This is a genomic window from Luteimonas sp. AC640a, from assembly GCF_979256585.1.
In genome coordinates this window covers 350,775-369,564 of the sequence record NZ_CEEDOV010000007.1, presented here as the reverse complement: position 1 = coordinate 369,564, position 18,790 = coordinate 350,775, and the positions used below count along the sequence as shown (strand labels likewise).

17 protein-coding genes are annotated in these 18,790 nt (G+C 61.9%); 5 read left to right on the top strand and 12 right to left on the bottom strand.

What is annotated here, in order from left to right; genetic code table 11:
- Nucleotides 1-17 precede the first annotated feature (17 nt).
- Both ACZ9YD_RS05920 and ACZ9YD_RS05915 read left to right on the top strand, forming a co-directional pair.
- The gene (locus ACZ9YD_RS05920; protein WP_465074194.1) at nucleotides 18-1,238 is read left to right on the top strand and encodes a sensor histidine kinase; all 1,221 of its coding nucleotides are present in this window, start codon (nucleotides 18-20) and stop codon (nucleotides 1,236-1,238) included.
- Complete coding sequence (locus ACZ9YD_RS05915; protein WP_465074193.1) at nucleotides 1,235-2,038, top strand: LytR/AlgR family response regulator transcription factor; 804 nt, start codon at nucleotides 1,235-1,237, stop codon at nucleotides 2,036-2,038. The genes ACZ9YD_RS05920 and ACZ9YD_RS05915 overlap by 4 nt, the downstream gene beginning before the upstream one ends.
- A 50-nt stretch (nucleotides 2,039-2,088) precedes the next feature.
- Here the strand turns inward: ACZ9YD_RS05915 and ACZ9YD_RS05910 are convergent, their stop codons facing one another.
- Nucleotides 2,089-3,270 (bottom strand): MFS transporter, encoded by a 1,182-nt coding sequence (locus ACZ9YD_RS05910; RefSeq protein ID WP_465074192.1) that lies wholly within the window; start codon nucleotides 3,268-3,270, stop codon nucleotides 2,089-2,091.
- Between the two features lie 308 nt (nucleotides 3,271-3,578).
- Nucleotides 3,579-3,749, bottom strand: coding sequence for a hypothetical protein (locus ACZ9YD_RS05905; protein ID WP_465074191.1), 171 nt, complete (start codon nucleotides 3,747-3,749; stop codon nucleotides 3,579-3,581).
- A 164-nt stretch (nucleotides 3,750-3,913) separates the two neighbouring features.
- Here ACZ9YD_RS05905 and ACZ9YD_RS05900 point away from each other — a divergent pair, with 164 nt between their 5' ends.
- The gene (locus tag ACZ9YD_RS05900; RefSeq protein ID WP_465074190.1) at nucleotides 3,914-5,683 is read left to right on the top strand and encodes a CocE/NonD family hydrolase; all 1,770 of its coding nucleotides are present in this window, start codon (nucleotides 3,914-3,916) and stop codon (nucleotides 5,681-5,683) included.
- 186 nt (nucleotides 5,684-5,869) lie between these two features.
- Here ACZ9YD_RS05900 and ACZ9YD_RS05895 read toward each other — a convergent pair whose 3' ends face one another.
- From ACZ9YD_RS05895 to ACZ9YD_RS05885, 3 genes are all read right to left on the bottom strand, one after another.
- Nucleotides 5,870-6,118, bottom strand: coding sequence for a hypothetical protein (locus ACZ9YD_RS05895; protein WP_465074189.1), 249 nt, complete (start codon nucleotides 6,116-6,118; stop codon nucleotides 5,870-5,872).
- 187 nt (nucleotides 6,119-6,305) lie between these two features.
- The gene (locus ACZ9YD_RS05890) at nucleotides 6,306-6,986 is read right to left on the bottom strand and encodes a hypothetical protein (protein WP_465074188.1); all 681 of its coding nucleotides are present in this window, start codon (nucleotides 6,984-6,986) and stop codon (nucleotides 6,306-6,308) included.
- A 100-nt stretch (nucleotides 6,987-7,086) separates the two neighbouring features.
- Nucleotides 7,087-7,356 carry a hemolysin XhlA family protein gene (locus ACZ9YD_RS05885; RefSeq protein ID WP_232135700.1) on the bottom strand — a complete coding sequence of 90 codons (270 nt, stop codon included), beginning with the start codon at nucleotides 7,354-7,356 and terminating at the stop codon, nucleotides 7,087-7,089.
- Nucleotides 7,357-7,643: 287 nt separating this feature from the next.
- Here ACZ9YD_RS05885 and ACZ9YD_RS05880 point away from each other — a divergent pair, with 287 nt between their 5' ends.
- A complete protein-coding gene (locus ACZ9YD_RS05880; protein ID WP_465074187.1) occupies nucleotides 7,644-8,282 on the top strand; it encodes a transposase in 639 nt (212 codons plus the stop codon).
- Nucleotides 8,283-8,346: 64 nt separating this feature from the next.
- On the opposite strand, the gene ACZ9YD_RS05875 is transcribed toward ACZ9YD_RS05880, so the two are convergent.
- From ACZ9YD_RS05875 to ACZ9YD_RS05845, 7 genes are all read right to left on the bottom strand, one after another.
- Entirely contained in the window at nucleotides 8,347-9,150 is an 804-nt protein-coding gene (locus ACZ9YD_RS05875; protein ID WP_465074186.1) for a RipA family octameric membrane protein, read from the bottom strand.
- A 365-nt stretch (nucleotides 9,151-9,515) separates the two neighbouring features.
- Nucleotides 9,516-10,391 (bottom strand): restriction endonuclease, encoded by an 876-nt coding sequence (locus ACZ9YD_RS05870; protein WP_465074185.1) that lies wholly within the window; start codon nucleotides 10,389-10,391, stop codon nucleotides 9,516-9,518.
- 100 nt (nucleotides 10,392-10,491) lie between these two features.
- Entirely contained in the window at nucleotides 10,492-10,929 is a 438-nt protein-coding gene (locus ACZ9YD_RS05865) for a DUF4189 domain-containing protein (protein WP_465074184.1), read from the bottom strand.
- Nucleotides 10,930-11,369: 440 nt separating this feature from the next.
- The gene (locus ACZ9YD_RS05860; protein WP_465074183.1) at nucleotides 11,370-11,876 is read right to left on the bottom strand and encodes a hypothetical protein; all 507 of its coding nucleotides are present in this window, start codon (nucleotides 11,874-11,876) and stop codon (nucleotides 11,370-11,372) included.
- Between the two features lie 340 nt (nucleotides 11,877-12,216).
- Entirely contained in the window at nucleotides 12,217-13,311 is a 1,095-nt protein-coding gene (locus tag ACZ9YD_RS05855) for a DUF262 domain-containing protein (RefSeq protein ID WP_465074182.1), read from the bottom strand.
- Nucleotides 13,308-14,057: an FRG domain-containing protein gene (locus tag ACZ9YD_RS05850; protein ID WP_465074181.1), complete on the bottom strand. Its 750-nt coding sequence runs from the start codon at nucleotides 14,055-14,057 to the stop codon at nucleotides 13,308-13,310. Before ACZ9YD_RS05850 ends, ACZ9YD_RS05855 begins: the two co-directional genes overlap by 4 nt.
- Nucleotides 14,058-14,115: 58 nt before the next feature.
- Nucleotides 14,116-17,967: a methylmalonyl-CoA mutase family protein gene (locus ACZ9YD_RS05845; RefSeq protein WP_465074180.1), complete on the bottom strand. Its 3,852-nt coding sequence runs from the start codon at nucleotides 17,965-17,967 to the stop codon at nucleotides 14,116-14,118.
- Between the two features lie 620 nt (nucleotides 17,968-18,587).
- Here ACZ9YD_RS05845 and ACZ9YD_RS05840 point away from each other — a divergent pair.
- The gene (locus ACZ9YD_RS05840; RefSeq protein WP_465074179.1) at nucleotides 18,588-18,782 is read left to right on the top strand and encodes a hypothetical protein; all 195 of its coding nucleotides are present in this window, start codon (nucleotides 18,588-18,590) and stop codon (nucleotides 18,780-18,782) included.
- The last annotated feature ends 8 nt before the right edge of the window (nucleotides 18,783-18,790 follow it).

The window sequence follows — 18,790 nt, the reverse complement described above, 5'->3', positions numbered from 1 at the left end:
ATCGATACCGGAGCAGCATGAAGATCCGTCTGGGCGGTCACGAGATCGGCCTGTTCCGCTACCTCGGGCTGTGGACGGCAGTCGCGGTGCTGTTCGCCCTGCAGAACAAGATCAACCGCGGCCTGCCCACGACCGATTTTCCGCTGTGGGATCTGCTCCGCTGGTCGTTGATCCAGTGGTACACCTGGGCGGCCCTTGCCCCCAACGTGTTCCGCCTGGCCGAGCGTTACCCGGTCCGCAACACGTTGCGCTTCTACGGGCTGGGCACGCAGCTGCTGGCCAGCCTGGGCGTGACGTTTCTCGCGATGATGATCGGCGCGATGGTCTCGACGCTGTTCGAACCCAGCGGCTTCGGCACGCAGCTGGAGTACTTCATCGAGCAGCACTTCGCCATCGGTCTGCTGACCTACTGGCTGCTGTTCGCCATCCAGCAGGCGATCCACTTCCACGCCGAGAAAGCACGACGCGAACTGGAGGCCAGCCGGCTGGCCACCGACCTGGCGCAGTCGCGCCTGCTGGCGCTCAAGTCGCAGCTGCAGCCGCATTTCCTGTTCAACACGCTGCACGCCATCATCACCCTGCTCGACGAGGACAAGGTTTCCGCCGAGGACATGCTGCTGCGCCTGAGCGAACTGCTGCGCGCGTTCCTCGAAGACTATGACGGCCAGGAAATCAGCCTGCGTCAGGAACTGGTGCTGCTGGATCTATACCTCGGAATCCAGCGCACGCGCTTCAAGGATCGCCTGACCACGCGGATCTACATCGCGCCGGACACACTCGACTGCGCCGTGCCGAGCCTGATCCTGCAACCGATCGTCGAGAACGCGATCCACCACGGCATTGGCAAGCGCGTGGGCGCGGACTGCATCGAGATCGAGAGCCGTCGCGAGGGCGGCACGCTGTACCTGGACGTGCGCAACCGCAACAGCACGCTCGAAGACTCGGGTACTACCAGCGACACTGGCGATCTGGGCAGCGATGGCATCGAGGTCCCCAGCCATGGCATCGGCCTGTCCAACACCCGCCTGCGATTGCAGGAACTCTACGGCGATGCCGCCCAGGTGCGCCTGGACATCACCTGGCCGCAGGGCGTCGCCTGCCGCATCCAGTTGCCGTTCCGCAGGTTCGAAGAGGCTGCGGTCGATCCATTCGGACCCGATGCCCAGGGATCCACCACCCACACGCACGACACCGACCTGTTCGATGACGACGACGCCCCGGAAGTGCCGCGCGCATGACGCTCACCGCACTGGTCATCGACGACGAGCCGATCGCGCGCCTGGCCATCGTGCGTCTGTTGCGCGATGACCCGGAGATCGAGCTGGTCGGTGAGTGCGGCGACGGCGTGTCCGCAGTCGAGACGATTCGCAGCAGTTCCCCGGACCTGGTGTTCCTCGACATCCAGATGCCCGGCATCACCGGACTCGACGTGGTCGCGACCATCGGCGCAGCGCGCATGCCGGCGACCGTCTTCGTGACCGCCTACGAACAGTTCGCGGTGCGCGCCTTCGATGCCAATGCCGTCGACTATCTGGTCAAGCCCTTCGCCCGCGAACGGTTCGCCGATGCGCTGCGCCGGGTCAAGGCGCGGCTGGCGGCGGCGCAAGGCAATCAGGCCGACACCGCCGCGCGGATCATGCAGGCGCTCGACGCCCTGCGCCAACGCGACGACTACCTGACGCGCATCCCGGTGCGCGAGGACGAACGCGTGGTCTTCGTCGATGTCGACGACATCATCTGGATCCGCGCAAACCGCAACAGCGTGCAGATCCACGTGCCCGGCCGCGTGCACGAGCTCCGCGAGACCATGACCGCGCTGCAGGCGCGCTTGGACCCACGTCGCTTCGCGCGCGTGCATCGTTCGGCAATCATCAACATCCAGCGCATCAAGACCATCGACACCTGGTTCAACGGCCACCACGTGGTCACGATGGACAACGGCCAGCAATTGCGCATGAGCCGTTACCAGCACGAGACCTTCCTGCGCCTGGTGACCACGCAGCGCCCTGGCGCCCAGGCCGTGGACACGTCCGTCTAGCCGATCATCGGGACTTCGCGCTGCATCTTTAGATACTCAGCGTCACGGGGTCAGGCTTGAGTACAGCGGTTGGGGCCTCGGCTCAAAGCCAGCGGCCTGAGCACGCTCAGCAGCCCCAGCAAGGCCAATGCTGCGCCGACCCATAGCGGTGCGCGCAGGCCATAACCGGCCTCGATTGCAGCGCCGCCCGCCCAGCTTCCCAAAGCGATCCCCGCGGTGATCACTGAGGTATGCAGGGTGTTGACCAGCGGCCCGGATTCAGCCGACTTCATCACGCGAGCGACCATTGCCGGGTTCAGCGCCACGCCGGTCAAGCCAATGGCGAAAAAGCAGCCGAGATTCAGCCAGACGTGATCGCCCGCCAAGGCGAAGCCAAGCAATGCGAGTACCAGCATCAACAAGCCCCCACCCAGTGCGGCAAATGTGTGGCTATCGGCAACACGCCCTACGACCATGTTGCCCAGCAGATTGGCCACGCCGTACAGCGCCAATATTGGTGCGACCTGGCCGGGCGATATGCCCACTTCTTCGATCAGGATGGGCGTGCAATAGCTGAAGGCGGCAAAGGCGGCACCGATGATCAGGCCGCTGGTGAGGTACGCCGCCCACAGACTGCGGTTACCCAGTGTCGCCCACTGCCGCCGCAGCCCGGCTTGCCCGGCGTCACTTGCAGGCAAGCGCAACGCCGCAAAAAAAGTGCAGATGAGGGCCAATACGACGACTGCCCAGGAGCTGGCACGCCAGCCGTAATGATGTTCGATCCAGGCGGTCATCGGGACGCCCGCCACGGGCGAGAGCATCAGCCCTGCCAGCACCACCGAGATTGCCCTGCCCCGCGCCTCAAGCGGCACCATGGCTGCGCAGACCGTCATGCATAAGCCGATACAGGCGGCGCTGGACACGCCCATGATGACCCTCGCCAAGGCCAGCACCGCGTAGCTCGGTGCAGCTGAGGCGAGTACGCCTGCGGCCACATACACGGTCAGCAGCCCGACCAACGCGTGCTTGTTGCTGATACCCCGAGCGAGCAGCAGGATCGTCACAGGTGGCCCACCCAACGCCATGCCCAGCGCATAGAGCGCGATGAGGTTGCCAACCTGCGCCAGGCTCACTGAAAACGCATCGGCCAAGGCGGGCATCATCCCCGCGACCATGAATTCGGCAGTGACCAACGAAAATATGGTCGCCCCCAGCAAATAGACAGTAGCGGGCAATCTCGAGCGGACTGTCATCAATATTTCGGGGGGAAAACGGCCGCACACCCTATGCACTACTGCACGATTGGTCAAATAATGGCCACGCATAAGACGCTGACTGAAAACCTGTGCGGTCTCAGATACCAGCTGTTGCGCTGTGAATTCGAGGCGCGGTCACGTGGCGCTGATCGGTCACGACGCACGTGGGGCGTTGAGCAGGCTCGAACGCAGTACGTCGACATTGCGCTCTGAGAGTTGCGACCAGGCGCATCGCCCACGGTTCGGGCGGATCAATGGGCGCGTCGAGCAGCGTGCAGACCGGTTTCAGGTTCACTTTTCCGGGTTCACTTTTCCGAAACGGTGGAAACCCTCGAAGGGACGCAACCATGCGTCGACAGCCCTGCATCGAACTGCCAGGAAGGCTGCAACATGTCCGCCAATGCGGTCACGACCGGCAGCCTGGCGTTCTCGCCGACGTCGACCGTATCCGCCATCCGTAGGATCTGCGCCGGCATGCGCGTCGCGAGGCATGTGCCGTGCGCACGTACGGCTTGATAACCCACTACCTCCATTTGCTGACCCGTGATCAGCCATCCGCCTCCACGCTACTCTGCACGCCCGATCCTCCGAGCCATGCACCATGCCGCGCCGATCACGTCTCTGCGTCGTTCCGTCTGTCATGCAGCTGATCGCCGTGTGCGTACTTGCATTGGTACTTCCTACAACCTTCGCAGCCGCACCGCCCGCGCCGCAGGTGATCATCGAATCCGAACTGCGGGTTCCCACGCGCGACGGTATCGAACTCGCGGTCCGGGTCTGGCGGCCAGCCGGCGACGGCCGTTACACAGTGGTCATGCAGCACACGCCCTATCTGTCGGACGAAACGCACGCGCGGGCGATGAAGTTCGTGCGCGCCGGTTTCGCCTACGCCAGCGTCGATCGCCGCGGCCGCGGCACCTCGGGCGGCGAGTTTCGGCCGCTGGAAGGCGGCGGGTTGGACGGCGCCGACGCGGCGCGCTGGCTCGCCGGCAGGCCTTGGTCAGACGGCCGCGTGACGATGATGGGCGGCTCCTACCGCGGCACGATGCAGTGGCAGGCCATGGCGGAGGACCCGGGCGCGATCCACGCCGCCGCGCCCACCGCGTCGGCGTACCCGGGCTTCGACTTTCCACAGCCGCGCGGCATCTTCCTGGGGTTCATCGCGCCGTGGCTCGCCTACGTCGACGGGCGCGCCAGTAACGGCCAGTGGTTTGCCGACACCGAACTGTGGAAGAGCCACTTCGAGCGGGCCTGGCGCGGCGAGATCGCGTTCGCCGACCTGCCCGCCGTCAGTGGCGTGCCGCAGGCGCCATTCGCACGCTGGCTGGCACATCCCGGCTACGACGCCTACTGGCGGGCCATGAACCCGACGCCTGCGCAATACGCGGCCATCGAAACACCGGTGCTCAGCATCACCGGCTACTTCGACGGCGACCAGGACGGCACGCTGCGCTTCCACAGCGAACACCTCGCACACGCCAGCCCGCGCGGGCGCGCCAACCATTGGCTGCTGATCGGCCCCTGGAGCCACGCGGGCACCCGTTACCCCAAGGCAGAACTGGGCGGCCTGAAGTTCGACCAGGCCGCAGTGCTGGATCTGGATGCACTGCAGATCGACTGGTTCCGGCACGTGCTCGACGGCGCGCCCAGGCCCGACGCCCTGCCCGACCGCGTGACCTACTACGTCATGGGCGCCGAAGCCTGGCGGTCCGCGCCCAGCCTGGAGGCCGTCGCCGCGCACAGCCTCAGCTTCCAGCTCAGCGGCGGTGGACTACCGGCAGATGACGTGTTCCGCAGCGGCCGCCTGCAGCGCGGGCCGGCTGGCGCGGAGCCGCCATCGGTCTATCGCTACGATCCGCACCACACGCCCGAGCGCCCGGCCACGCTCCCCATGGCGGAATTCGACTACACCGTGCAAGGCAACGCGCTCCAGGGTGGCCAGCTGTTTTTTCACAGCGATCCGTTGCCGAAGACGCAAACGCTCTGCGGACGCATGTCGTTCGATGCCAGCATCGAGCTCGACGTGCCGGACACCGACGTGCAGGTCGAGGTGTACCAGGTCACGCCGCGCAACGAGCTCCGCTGGCTGGGCCGCGACTTCAAGCGCGCGCGGTTCCGTCACGGCATGGAATCGGAACAGTTTGCGACCCCGGGCACGATCGACACATGGCGCTTCGACCAGTTCCCGTGGACCTGCCGGGAACTGGAGCAAGGCAGCCGGCTGCGGCTGGTGATCGCACCGGTGGACACGCCCGAGCTGCAGCGAAACTTCAACAGCGGCGGGCGGATCGGTCACGAGACACTGGCGGATGCACGGGTGGCGACGGTGCGGCTGCATCACAGCGCCGCGCATCCAAGCGTGCTGCATCTGCCGGTGGTCGAAGCGCCGGCAGAACCGGGCGATCAATAAGACGCACGGCCTCGCGCGTCCGATCGACGGCGAATGGCTGCAAACACGGTCGATGGTCTGGAGGTCCGACGTCCCTCAAACCTTATGAAGCGCACGGCACTTCATAAGGTGTTCCTGCCGATTGGCCGCCCCAACCTCGAAAGCAGGCAGCTGGTGGAAACCGTTACGCACCGTATGCACAGGCCATCAAACCTGCGATGGCAAGCAGGCGTCGAGCGCCCGGCTCGAAAGGCGATGCAGTGCCCGGCGGACGCTGACGATGTCTTCCGCCGACGCAACATCTGCCAGCAGCGGCTCAATCAAGTCCAGCGGTACATGGCTGGACGCATGGGGGCGACGCTGCGTTCGCCCGTGATCCCGCAACAGATTTCGCACGACGCGATACATCACCGATGCGTGGAGCGTGATGTCGGGCGCCTCGCGGTAGGCGAGCATGCGCAGTCACGCTTCTTGCGTGAGGTCAGCGGCAGTGTCCGCGTCGCGAGCGTGCCGTCGCATAAGCGCACCTTGCACCGCGATTTCCCAAATCAGGCACCGCTGATTCCCGCGAGAGACAGAGCGCGTAGCCGGCCCCCGTTGTCGAACAGCGCCAGGCGCACGTCCCTGGGCACCGCTGTTCGAATCAATCCTCGCGTTTCGACGACGCGCGGCTTTCCGCGAAATCCGGGAAGGTCTCCGCCATCGAATCCTTGTCCGGCAGGATGTAGAACACGCCACCCTTCTCGAACGTCGTGCTGACGACCTGTTCGTAGAACGCGGGCGCGACGTTGATGCACCCGTGGGTCACACGATTGTCGTCCGGCGTGGGCGATGCCAGACGCTCATCGCGTCGCTCGGCCGGAAGGCCGCTGGCCGTGGGGTGCATCGAGACGGCGGAATCGTAGTCCACCCAGAGCACGCGCCCGGCGTCGATGGATGGACCGTATCCGCCTACGAAACGTCCGGCAGGCGTGGTGCGATCCCGCCCCGGAATCTCGCGAAGCGCAAGACCGGCGATGCCGGGCGCCGCATGGTCGCCGACCGCCGACCCGAACAGCCCGGGGGCTGCGCCCCGCAGCTTGCCGTCGCCGCCGAACACCAGTACCTGCGCGGCGGCCTTGTCGATCACCGCGAATGGGTAGCCGTGGTTGTCGTCGGCAGCGATGATCCAGCCCGCAAGCTCGATCACCGTGTCGGACACCTCTTGTCCGGGCGGAAGCTGATCGACCGAGGCAACCGGTCGTGCCGCGGGTTCCTCGGCCATGGCCACGCCCACGCTGGCGGATACCAACGCAAGCAGCAGCGCACCGTGGAAAACCCGCATCGCAGCGTGTGGGGACCTGGCGATGGGAACACTCCTCAAAAGAACGGGTGACACACCGGGACCCGTGGCCGGCAGGCCAGCGGGTCCCGGTCCGATCAGATCAACCGCGCGGCGTGCGACGCGGCGCCGTTTCCAGCTGCTGGACGCGACGTTCCATCGTATCCAGGCGCTGATTGGCTTGCGTCGCCGACTGGTTGGCGGATTCCGCGCTCTGGGCCGCACCCTGCACCCGCGAGTCGAGGGTATCGAGGCGCGTATCGATGCGTGCGAAGTCGTCCTTGTAGGTGGCACAGCCACCAAGCCCCACGGCCGCGACCAGCGCCACGCCGACCATTTGTGCCGTCTTCTTATGCTGTTGGATGAGCGACATTTCAGTTCTCCTGCTTCGGGGGAGTCCGGAATATAGCGGCGTTTTTGCCGCAGTTTCCGTGTGTCTTCAGGCGAAATTGGCGTACGTGGACGACATGTGAAATTCGCCTGATAACTGACCTAGGGCGTGCCCTAGATGCCGGAGATAACGCGTTGTGCTTTGCGATTCGGACAGGAAGGCTGAGCGGAGTCAGGTTCATTTCCCCGACGCTCCGATCATTCGACCGGCCAGCCATCTACAGACTCGACCGATGCGCGCACCGCGTCCGGAGCGGCACGCTGCGTCTAATGGCTCGCCTGCCCCGCCTCGATCTGCCTGGCATTCCGCAGCACACCGTGCAGCGCGGCAACAATCGCCTGCCGTGTTTCCTCGACGATGGTGACCGCCTGCGGTATCTGCAGGGACTGCAGGACGCGCTGATGGCGACCGGCGTGCAGCTGCATGCCTACGTTCTGATGGACAACCACGTGCATCTGTTGGCCACGCCGGCCGCCGCTGGCGACATCGGGCGACTCATGCAGCGGCTCGGACGCCAGTACGTCGGCCTGTTCAATGCCCTCCACCGTCGCACCGGCACGCTTTGGGAGGGCCGTTACAAGTCGTGTCTTGTCGATAGCGACCGTTACGTGCTGATCTGCCAGCGCTACATCGAACTCAATCCGGTACGCGCCCGAATCACCGACGATGCGGTCGCCTGGCGCTGGTCCAGTTGCGCGGCCCATCTGGGCGAATGCAAAGGATCGATGCTGACGCCCCACCCGGCATGGCTGGCACTCGATTCCGATCCACTCATGCGCGCACGCCGCTGGCGGGACATGCTCGACGAAGCTGTGACCGAAGAAGACCCCACGCGATCCGCGAATACCTGCAACAACAGCGCGCCTGGGGCCGCGACGACTTCCGCACCATGGTTGAAGCCGAGATGAGGCGCTTTGCTGGCGTACGTCCTGCGCATCGACCCAGCAAGGCGGATAAGTGAACCTGACCCCGTTATTCCACCTTCGCTGGCAGTCGGTCGATCTCCATGCGCTCCGGGTCTACAAACACGACCCGCGAAAGTCTCAACTTCGCTCGGTTCCCATGATTATCGACGTGTGTTCGACCGGCCCAGAAGAAAAGAAAGAGGCTAGCCGCTAAAAATAACGCGACAACCCATTCAATACGCACGCCTTGATCAGTCGAAAAAGGCAGCAAAGTGCGCACAAACATCACAGTCCAAATTAAGACAGTGAAGTAGCTAATTATCTGATTAATTGCAGAAACTGAAAACGCCGCCGGCCCCGAAATTAGCTCTTTGAAATAGGCACCCCCTGAAGCCTTTGGTCGACGCAAAACTGTCTTATGAAGAGGGCCAATGACATCATCCTCCAGCATATCAACATGATTTTCCCAGTTTTCCTGCCACTGCTTGCTACCTTTATTGACCAGCAGCCAAGCCACTGAGAACAGCAGGCCAAGGGCTGAAATCACACACGCAAGCAATTTCCTATCATCAACGTCTGCACCACTGAGCACTCTTGAACTATTTACTACACCGTAGCCAACTAAGCTCGCGCCGATCAGAGTCCAGAAATAAGTCGCGCGCTTCCAGTACATTTCTATCTCAAATTTTCGCGTTTCCAACGCTTGAGCGAGAGCTTTGTGAAGCTTCGTATCCGGGCCACACGATTCTCCTTCGAACAAGGCTCGGTACTGGAGAGTTTGAGCAGCCGAATTATTCTTGAACTCCTCTCGACGCTGGCTCTTCGCTTCCTCGCATTTATCCTGCTTATTCCAAAAAAATTTCAGTTTCATAGCAATCCCTCGCTGCAAAAATTCTTGATACGCAAGGTCGACCACGTCAGCCCTGCGCGCGTTCTGAAATTAGTCTCAGGCCACTAAAAGCCCCGTTTCTCACACTCCCCCCCCTACACCCTGCCAGCGCACCGTTCGGACCAACCTCAAAACCTTGTCGCACGCTGTTCCCCGGACCACGTCACCGCCCGCACGGCGTCTTCTTACTGATCCCAGTCGTCGCCCAGGTCGCGGCGATTCCCGCGCCATGTTCGAAGCGGAGATCATCGCTTCGCTGGCGTGCGCCCTTCTAATCGACAGCCAGGACAGACGAGTAAACCTAACCCCGTTCTCCGCCCGGTGGACCAGAGGCGCGGAGTCTGTTCTCACATTTCGGGTGTCGAAGCGCGCAGCACCTCCATCGCGGCATCTGCCTTGCGCTGCGACTCGCGGACATCCGCGAGGCTGGGCTTCGGGCGTGCGGCGTGTTCCGCGCAGCGGTCGACACTGGCACCAGTGCGCGGATCGTGGTCGATGCAGAAGCTCGCGACTGCGGGCGTGGCCGCGACGGCCGAGCGCGACGGCACGAACTGTGGCGCTGGTGCAGGACGCTGGATGGCCGCCGTCGCAGGTCGGCCGACGGACTGCAGGCTCTGGTCGAGATTCCGACTGAGCGCCTGGATCACCTGGTACACGACCAGCAACATCACTACGAGAGCAAAGCCCTTCAGCGCCAGCGTTGCGGCGGTGGCTTTGGCCCAGGACGTTGCCGCCTTGCGGCCAGCCGGCAAGGCGCGATCCATGGCCGCGTGCAGCAGGTGTTCCCCTACCTGCGCAGCCAGACTGTCGGCGGTGCGCGTTGCGGGCGGCGCTTCCGGCAAAGGCCCCAGCATTGCGCGGAGTTCGTCGCCGTCGATCAGCTGCACCAGCCCGTTGCGGGTCGCCGCCTCAATCGCGGCCTTGGTGAACTCACCGCTGGTGACGAGGATCGCGGCATCGGCGCGCGCGTTGACCATCAGCCCGATCAGCTGATGCACCTCGTTGTGCGGCACCTTGTAGGCGTTCCAGTGCTTGACCTGCACCAGCACGACCCGACCGTCGCGCTGCAGCTTCAGATCGACGCCGCCATCGAACCGACCAGCCGATGCGCCGGTTCCCACGTGCTCGACCTGATAGCCCGCGTCCCGGTAATACGCGGCGAGCAGATGCTCCAGCCGGTCCCACCGCACCCCCGTCAGCGCATCGTCCCGACGATGCGCCACCCGCTTCAATCCCTGTCGCATGCCGTCCCCCTGACTGGCCTACGTCGCCGCTCGCGCGGCGTCATCCAAAATAAGTGAACCTGACCCCGTTATTCGGCAATCAGCGCCAGCGTCTAGAACGAGGCGTCGTACAACCGGACCAAATGACTCTGCATTCTTTTCCGCAATCTTGCCTCGCAGAACTAATCGCTTGGTCTTCGGAGTCCGGACGGTAAGCCCAATTGCTTCTTCCATCGCCGGAAACAACAGCCGCACATCCCAACTCCAAAGTGAACTCAACTTCGCACTCTCCACCACCCCGTTCTTCGCACATCTGGAGGGCAGCTCGTTCCGCCAATCGCTCAGACTCGCCGTAAACAAAACCCGTCATGGAGTTCGTCAGGCTTCCGGCAAAGGCAATCCATGGACCAGATGGGAGGCCCCAGCTTTGTGTAGTGGAGGGATGCTCTGGGATGGTCTGTTGCGCTGAACTCGGACTGGGTATCAGCCCGGATAGCAGGGCTATCGCAGCAACAACCAAAATCGTTGAGTAGCGCATTTCACCTCTCCCTGTGTGCGTCAAACGATCGTAGCGCAGAGACTGGGGAGCGTGTCTCCGACGCCCCCTGACTGCCCTGCGTCACCGCTCGCTTGGCGTCATCCTGGATACGTGAACCTGACCCCTTTTATTCGTCATCAACAGCGCCCATCGCAACGCAGCTCCAGATCGACGCCACCGTCGAACCGGCCGTCCGTCGCGCCCGTCCCCACGTGCGTGACCTTATACCCCCACATCCCGGTAGTACACGGAGAGCAGATGCTCCAACCGGTCCCACCGCACCCCTGTCAGCGCATCGTTGCGACGATGCGCCACCCGCTTCAATCCCTGTCGCACGCCCTCCCCCTGACTGGCCTACGTCGCCGCTCGCGCGGCGTCATCCTAGATAAGTGCACCCGACCCCGTTATTCATCCTCTTACACTGTCCCATGTTTTGTCGATTAGGCGGCACCATCGCGAATCACTTGTTCTGTTAGACCATAGAACGACTCGGTTCTAATCTCTTCGTTCCAAACGTCTTTGAACGGATGACGCTTAAGGTACCAAGCCATACCCCGACACCAGGACCGCCACACCTCCCGCGGTATATAACCCTCTCGATAGAATAGGTACTCTTCCGCGCACAGATTGAAATAGTCGACTATGATATTACGCTGATCAAGCGTAATTTTAGCCCCATTACCTACCATTTCGATAAGCGGACCGTTAAACCTGTCATAGCGAGCATTGAAACTCGTGAAAAGCTGATGGAAAAGATGTGTTTCCGCAAGCTTCTGTTGCTGAACGAAATAGCAAAATCCTAAGGCCCCGGCAACGCTGCTCCCAATAAGTCCAACCCGCTCACCGCCGCCATACAAGTACGCCGTAAATACAAACGCACTACCAATCAGAATGGCGATCCACCAATAGTGCCTGAATACAAAACGTCGATTAATCAACACTCTCATTCCTTTGCAATACGCCGCGGCTTCAGCCCTGTCGCATGCAGCCTTCAACCGGCCGACGTCGCTGTTCGCCCAGCTCCGACCCAGATATGTAAACGCGACAACGCTACTCCACGAGAATAAGGCTCCGACCCCTTCGGGAGGAGTCATTCTAGATAAGTGCCTCTGACCCCGTTACTCCCCGCAACGCATGGCGAGGAAACGATGCCAGGTTTACTTCTCCGATGGTCGAAGCCAAGATCCGACGCTTCGCTGGCATCCGCTCCGCGCATTGTCCAGCCAAACTCAGTAAGTGAACCTGGCACCGTTACTTTGACCGGCGCCCTCCTCTATTTTCATTAGGTCACTTGTCCATGGCGAAACCACCAAACGCGTCTCGCACATCAGATTGATCCCCTTGAGGGACAAGCCGGTCAACTAGAACTCGTAAACGGAAAGAAATTGACGATGCATCATTAGGGGTCTGAGAAAGCCGGAAGAACTCTCTGAACGCAGAGGCCTCAGCATCACTTAGACCAGAATTTCCATTCTTAAGCTCATCGCGTAGTGCCAAGCACGCCTCAACTTCATCAACTTTGAAATGTTCCTCACGCCCAGAGACCATCAAAGTCCTAGCCAGCCAATATAGCACTGGCACTAGCCCCACAGACTTAAAGATAGGATCTCGCTGGCGAGCAACATTCGAAATAAAATCCAGAACACCGGCAACTCGCCCGGCAGCGATTTTAACCCCGGAATCGCCGACTCTAGAAAATGTCCGCGCAAATCGATCCAAAGACTCTCGCTTTGTGTCACTAATAGATTCTTGAAATTCAAGAAACAGAAGCTTAGCCGCGACATCAGCATGTCGAGATCTATGGTTTCGGAACGGCACTATATCCCTAAAGAAATCGTGCTGGACTAGATTATTCACCTCGTCCATCACAAAACCACCGATTGCTCGGCGCTTCTCAGCAGCACTCAAAGGAGCACCTTCATTTAAACGACAAAACATGTCCTCAATAAGGGATTCGTCTTCGGTCGACACGTTTACAATCGTCAGCGGGAAAAAATCAAAGTCGCGCTTCAGAGATGGGGCCACTAGCCCTAGCTGGGAGTATTTCTTTCCAGCAAGCGATGGAACTTGGGAGTCCAATAACTCGAAGTCATTCGCCAGAGAAAACTCGTCAGACATGAATCCCCACAACGCTTGGAGGCGTTGCTGACCGTCCACCACCGCGAACCTATTCTGGCCACCGTTTATGCCAAGATCGTGAAGGTAAAATTTTGGAAGATCAAATCCGTTCAGAACAGAATCTATTAGAAGCTGCCTCTTATCCAGCGACCAGACATCGCCCTCGCGCTGATACGGAGGATTAAGGTCGATCTCTTTCCTTAACCTATACATATCTGCCACCGTCGCTTCGCGCAGAAAACGAAAGCTTATAGACTTTTTCATCGAATGCCCGCCTTAAGCAACGAAATTGCTTTGTCAAGCTCCGGGAACATCGAGAATCCGTTTACGCGAAGAAGGTCCAGCTCTTTGCGGATATTCGGCTTATCGCCAGACTTAATTATGTAGCGCCACAGATGCTTCTTGTCGTGCAAGTCCTCCAGAGGATCAAAAACACTATGGAACACGGTGAAAACTCCGTGTTGAGCCACGATCCTTGGTGAGTTCCTTGAAGCCAACGCAGCAACCGGCCATTGCCCCGAACTATCGACGACGTTCTCGTACGCATAGCTCTCAAGATCTCGATCTATCCCGAAGAAGGGAATTCCGTTACTCAAAGTTGCGGCTGACAAGGCAGCCTTTTGGTTAAGATCTTCAGGCGTCAGCACCCAAACCACGCCGTCTTTGCCACTCAATGCTTCGCTTTGAACGGCAAAATACAGAGCCACTAATGGGCTCTCGCTCCAGTCGAGCAGGCGGGTAGGAAACCCATAGTGCTGCATCAGGAACATCCAGCCCCAATCGTCAACCGGCAAGGGCTGAATAAGTGATGCGGCATTCTGACGAAAAGCTTTTCTAGATTGATGCTCTTTTCTTAATGGTTCGGCTTCATCTCGCGCAACATTAGGCTGAAGCTTCCATTCAATCGCATCATGGCCGCGAAACCAGTTTATCTGCCCTGCTGTCCTATTCGCGTCCAACTTGTTAATAAAGTCGCCAATCGACTTGACCTCCTTATCCTCGAATCGCATTCCTGGCATCCCCTTAGCAAGATACAGACACAACACCCAGCTTCAAACAACAAGAAAACTACATATTCCGCCGATATTCCCCACCCACGTCATACAACGCATGGCTGATCTGCCCCAGGCTATGCGTCTTCACCGCCTCCATCAGCGCTTCGAACACATTCCTTCGTTCCCGCGCCGCGTTCTGAAGATACGCCAGACCATGTCCGTCGTGGACCATCGGCGCCTGTTCGTCGGCGTCGGCCTGATGGGCGTGTGAGGTCTCGCCCTTCGGCGCGAGGGCATTGCGGCCTTCCTGCCAGTTGCGGACGTTCACGATCTGCTGGCCTTTCTCTTCCTCTGTGCTGCGGATCAGTTCGATTTCGGTGGCGATCTCGCCGGCGTGTTCCTTGGGCAGGAACATGTTCACGCCTACCAGGGGCAACGAGCCGTCGTGCTTCTTGTGCTCGTAGTACATGGACTCTTCCTGGATCTTGCCGCGCTGGTACATGGTGTCCATGGCACCCAGCACGCCGCCGCGCTCGCTGATGGCTTCGAACTCCTTGTAGACGGCCTCTTCCACGATGTCGGTGAGGTAGTCGACGGCAAAGCTGCCCTGCCAGGGGTTCTCGATGAAGTTGAGCCCCATTTCCTTGTTGATGATCATCTGGATGGCGACGGCGCGGCGCACGCTTTCTTCCGTCGGCGTGGTGATGGCTTCGTCGTAGGCGTTGGTGTGCAGGCTGTTGCAGTTGTCGAACAGGGCGTAGAGCGCCTGCAAGGTGGTGCGGATGTCGTTGAACTGGATCTCCTGCGCGTGCAGGGACCGGCCGCTGGTCTGGATGTGGTACTTCATCATCTGACTGCGTTCGTTGGCGCCGTAGCGCTCGCGCATGGCGCGGGCCCAGATGCGACGGGCGACGCGGCCGATGACGGTGTATTCCGGGTCCATGCCGTTGGAGAAGAAGAACGACAGGTTGGGCGCGAAGTCGTCCACGCGCATGCCGCGCGCGAGGTAGTACTCGACTATGGTGAAGCCGTTGCTCAGGGTGAAAGCGAGCTGGCTGATCGGGTTCGCGCCGGCTTCGGCGATGTGATAGCCGGAGATGCTGACCGAGTAGAAATTGCGGACCTTGCGATCCACGAAGTATTGCTGGATGTCGCCCATCATCCGCAGCGCGAACTCGGTGCTGAAGATGCAGGTGTTCTGGGCCTGGTCCTCTTTCAGGATGTCGGCCTGCACGGTGCCGCGCACGGTGGCGAGGGTGCGTGCCTTGATGTCGGCATAGGTGTCGGCGTCCACCATCTGGTCGCCGGAGACGCCCAGCAGGCTCAGGCCGAGGCCGTCATTGGTGGGCGGCAATTCGCCGTGGTAGCGCGGGCGCTCGCGGCCTTCGAAGAGCTTGGCGAGTTTGGCTTCGGCCTCTTTCCAGCGGGCGTCGTCTGCCTTGAGGTACTTCTCGATCTGTTGGTCGATGGCGCAGTTCATGAACATCGCCAGGATCATCGGCGCAGGGCCATTGATGGTCATCGACACCGACGTGGTAGGCGCGCACAGGTCGAAGCCGGAGTAGAGCTTCTTCATGTCGTCGAGCGTGGGGATGTTGACGCCCGAGTTGCCGATCTTGCCGTAGATGTCCGGGCGCGGCGCCGGGTCTTCGCCGTACAGGGTGACGCTGTCGAACGCGGTGGACAGGCGCGCGGCCGGCTGGCCGACGGAGAGGTAATGGAAGCGGCGGTTGGTGCGCTCGGGCGTGCCCTCGCCCGCGAACATGCGGATCGGGTCTTCGCCGGTGCGGCGGTACGGGTACACGCCGCCGGTGTAGGGATAGCTGCCCGGCAGGTTTTCCTTGCCGAGGAAGGTCAACAGCTCGCCCCAGCTCTTGTAGGTGGGCGCGGCGATCTTGGGGATCCTCTGGTGGCTCAGCGAATCGCGGTAGTTGTCGACCTTGATCGACTTGTCGCGCACCTGGTACTCGGTGAATTCGTCGGTGATGGACTTCAGACGCTGCGGCCAGTCGCGCAGGAGTTTGAGCGATTCACTGCTGAGCGCCTGGATGGCGTCGTTGTAGCGCTGGCGCAGGGTGAGAAGCGAGCGGTCGACTCGTTCGTCATTCCCGCGAAGGCGGGAATCCAAGGACGTTGCGCTTCCACTGCCTGAACGTCCATGGGCCCCCGCCTCCGCGGGGGCGACGGCGCTCGGGTCAGGCGCGGTGCCGGCCTGGACGGGGTCGGCGGGGACCGCGGGGGATGGGCTGTCGACGACGGTCGCGCTGGAAGCACCCTCACCCGCGCCTACGGCGCGACCTCTCCCGGAGGGAGAGGTGTTGAGATCGCGTGCGGGCTGCAGGTCGTCGGAGTGGTAAAGATCCAGCGCCTTTGGCAGCTGCGCGTCGTCCAGTTCCTGCAGCGCCTGCCACATGGCCTGGGCGCGGTCGGCGGCTTCGGCCTGGCGCTCGATGTCGCTGTTGATGCGTCGGCCGGATTCGGCGATTTCGGCCAGATAGCGCACGCGTGCGCCGGGGATCAGCACGGTGGCGCGCGGTTCCTTGAGCGAGGTGTCGAGGTTGGGCTGGAAATCGCACGCCAACGCTGTTGTAGGAGCGGCCTTGGCCGCGATGCCTTTGACATCACCGGTCGAAGCCCCGGTCGCGGCCGAGGCCGCTCCTACAGGGGTGCCGGCGCCGGTCTTCTCGCGCAACAGGCGGCACAGGTTGTCGAACATCCAGGTCACGCCGGGATCGTTGAACTGGCTGGCGATGGTGGGATACACCGGCACGTCGGCATCGGCGGTCTGGAACGCGACGCGGTTGCGCTTCCATTGCTTGCGGATGTCGCGCAGCGCGTCTTCGGCGCCGCGCTTGTCGTACTTGTTGAGCACGATCAGCTCGGCGTAATCGATCATGTCGATCTTCTCGAGCTGGCTGGCCGCGCCGTAGTCGCTGGTCATGACGTACATCGGGAAATCGACGAGATCGACGATCTCCGAATCCGACTGGCCGATACCGGCGGTCTCGACGATCACGAGGTCGTAGGCGAGGCTCTTGAGGAAGCCGATGCAGTCCTTGAGCACCGCATTGGTGGCGACGTTCTGGCGACGCGTGGCCATCGAGCGCATGTAGACGCGATGGCTGCGCAGCGAGTTCATGCGGATGCGATCGCCCAGCAAGGCGCCGCCGCTACGGCGACGTGTGGGATCGACCGAGATCACCGCGATGCGCATCTGCGGGAAGCTGGCAAGGAAGCGGTTGAGCAGTTCGTCGGTGACCGAGGACTTGCCCGCGCCGCCGGTACCGGTGATGCCGATGACGGGCGTCCGGCCGCCGGCCAGCTGCCAGGTCTTGCGCAGCTTCGCGAGTTCGTTCTCGCTGATGCTGCCGTCTTCGAGTGCGGACAGTACGCGGCCCAGGCCGATTTCGTCGTCGATGTCGGGCGCGTGGCCCGAATCGTCGCGGACGGCGGCATCGCGCGCGGATGCGGCGCGGTTGACGACGTCCTCGATCATTTCGACAAGGCCCATCTTCATGCCGTCGTTCGGGTGATAGATGCGCTCGACGCCGTAGCCCTGCAGCTCGCGGATTTCCTCGGGCGTGATCGTGCCGCCACCGCCGCCGAACACGCGGATATGGCCGGCGCCGCGCTCTTTGAGCATGTCGACCATGTACTTGAAGTACTCGACGTGGCCGCCCTGATAGCTCGACAGCGCGATGCCGTCGGCGTCTTCCTGCAGCGCGGCGCGCACCACGTCCTCGACGCTGCGGTTGTGGCCGAGGTGGATGACCTCGGCGCCCTGCGACTGGATGAGCCGCCGCATGATGTTGATGGCCGCGTCGTGCCCGTCGAACAGGCTGGCGGCAGTGACGAAGCGCAGCGGCGAGGACTCGGGCTGACGGTCGGAGGCGGTGGAATCGATCTGGCTGGCCGGCGTGCTCATGGCGCGCTCCTGCGGGGGAAAAAGATGCGTCGATTGTAGCGGCGGGGCGCGGGGCTGTTTCGGTTGAAAATATGCTGCGGTGCGGCATTTTCGGGGTGTGTGGGGTGTTCGGCTGGTGGGGCTGAAGAGCAGAGTCGCTGGGCCCCGGCGTGCGCCGGGGCGACGGGTGGTCTGGGTTGCGTGGATTGATCTTTAGCTGCATGTGAATGCTTTGAGGGAGCATTTACAAAAGCTTTTACGAGCGCTCGCGCGTTCCCGGGTTGCGGCGTACCGGCAGCTGAAGATCAAAATGGGCCCCAGCGTGCGCTGGGGCGACGGCTGGAGATGCTTAGCGTGTTGCCGTCATCCCAGCGGCCTTCAACAGACGCATGTCTGGTCATGCTGGAAGCGCCTTTCAACAGCCGAACGGCTGGTCATCCATTTTGATTTTTCGCGGATCCGGGCGGTTCGATAGAGCGTCACTGCGCCTAGCCTGTCGCCCCGGCGGCTTTCAACAGACGCATGTCTGGTCACGCCTGGGCCCAGCGACTTCCGCCCTGACATAGAGCGCTACCGCCACCATTGCCTGCCCTCGACAGCATCGGGCGCAGCATCCAGACCCGACTCTCGGAGCGCCGCCCATGACCCCACTCGACAAACCGCTCAAGCGCGAAGTCCGCATCGGCGAGGACGCGTACTCGCTGACCATCGATCCCGACGGCCTGAAGCTGGTGCCGAAGGGCAAGCGCAAAGGCCTCGAACTGCGCTGGGCGGATCTCGTCAGCGGCGATGCCGCATTGGCGACCGCGTTGCAGGCGTCGCTCGAATCCCGCTGAGCGGCACG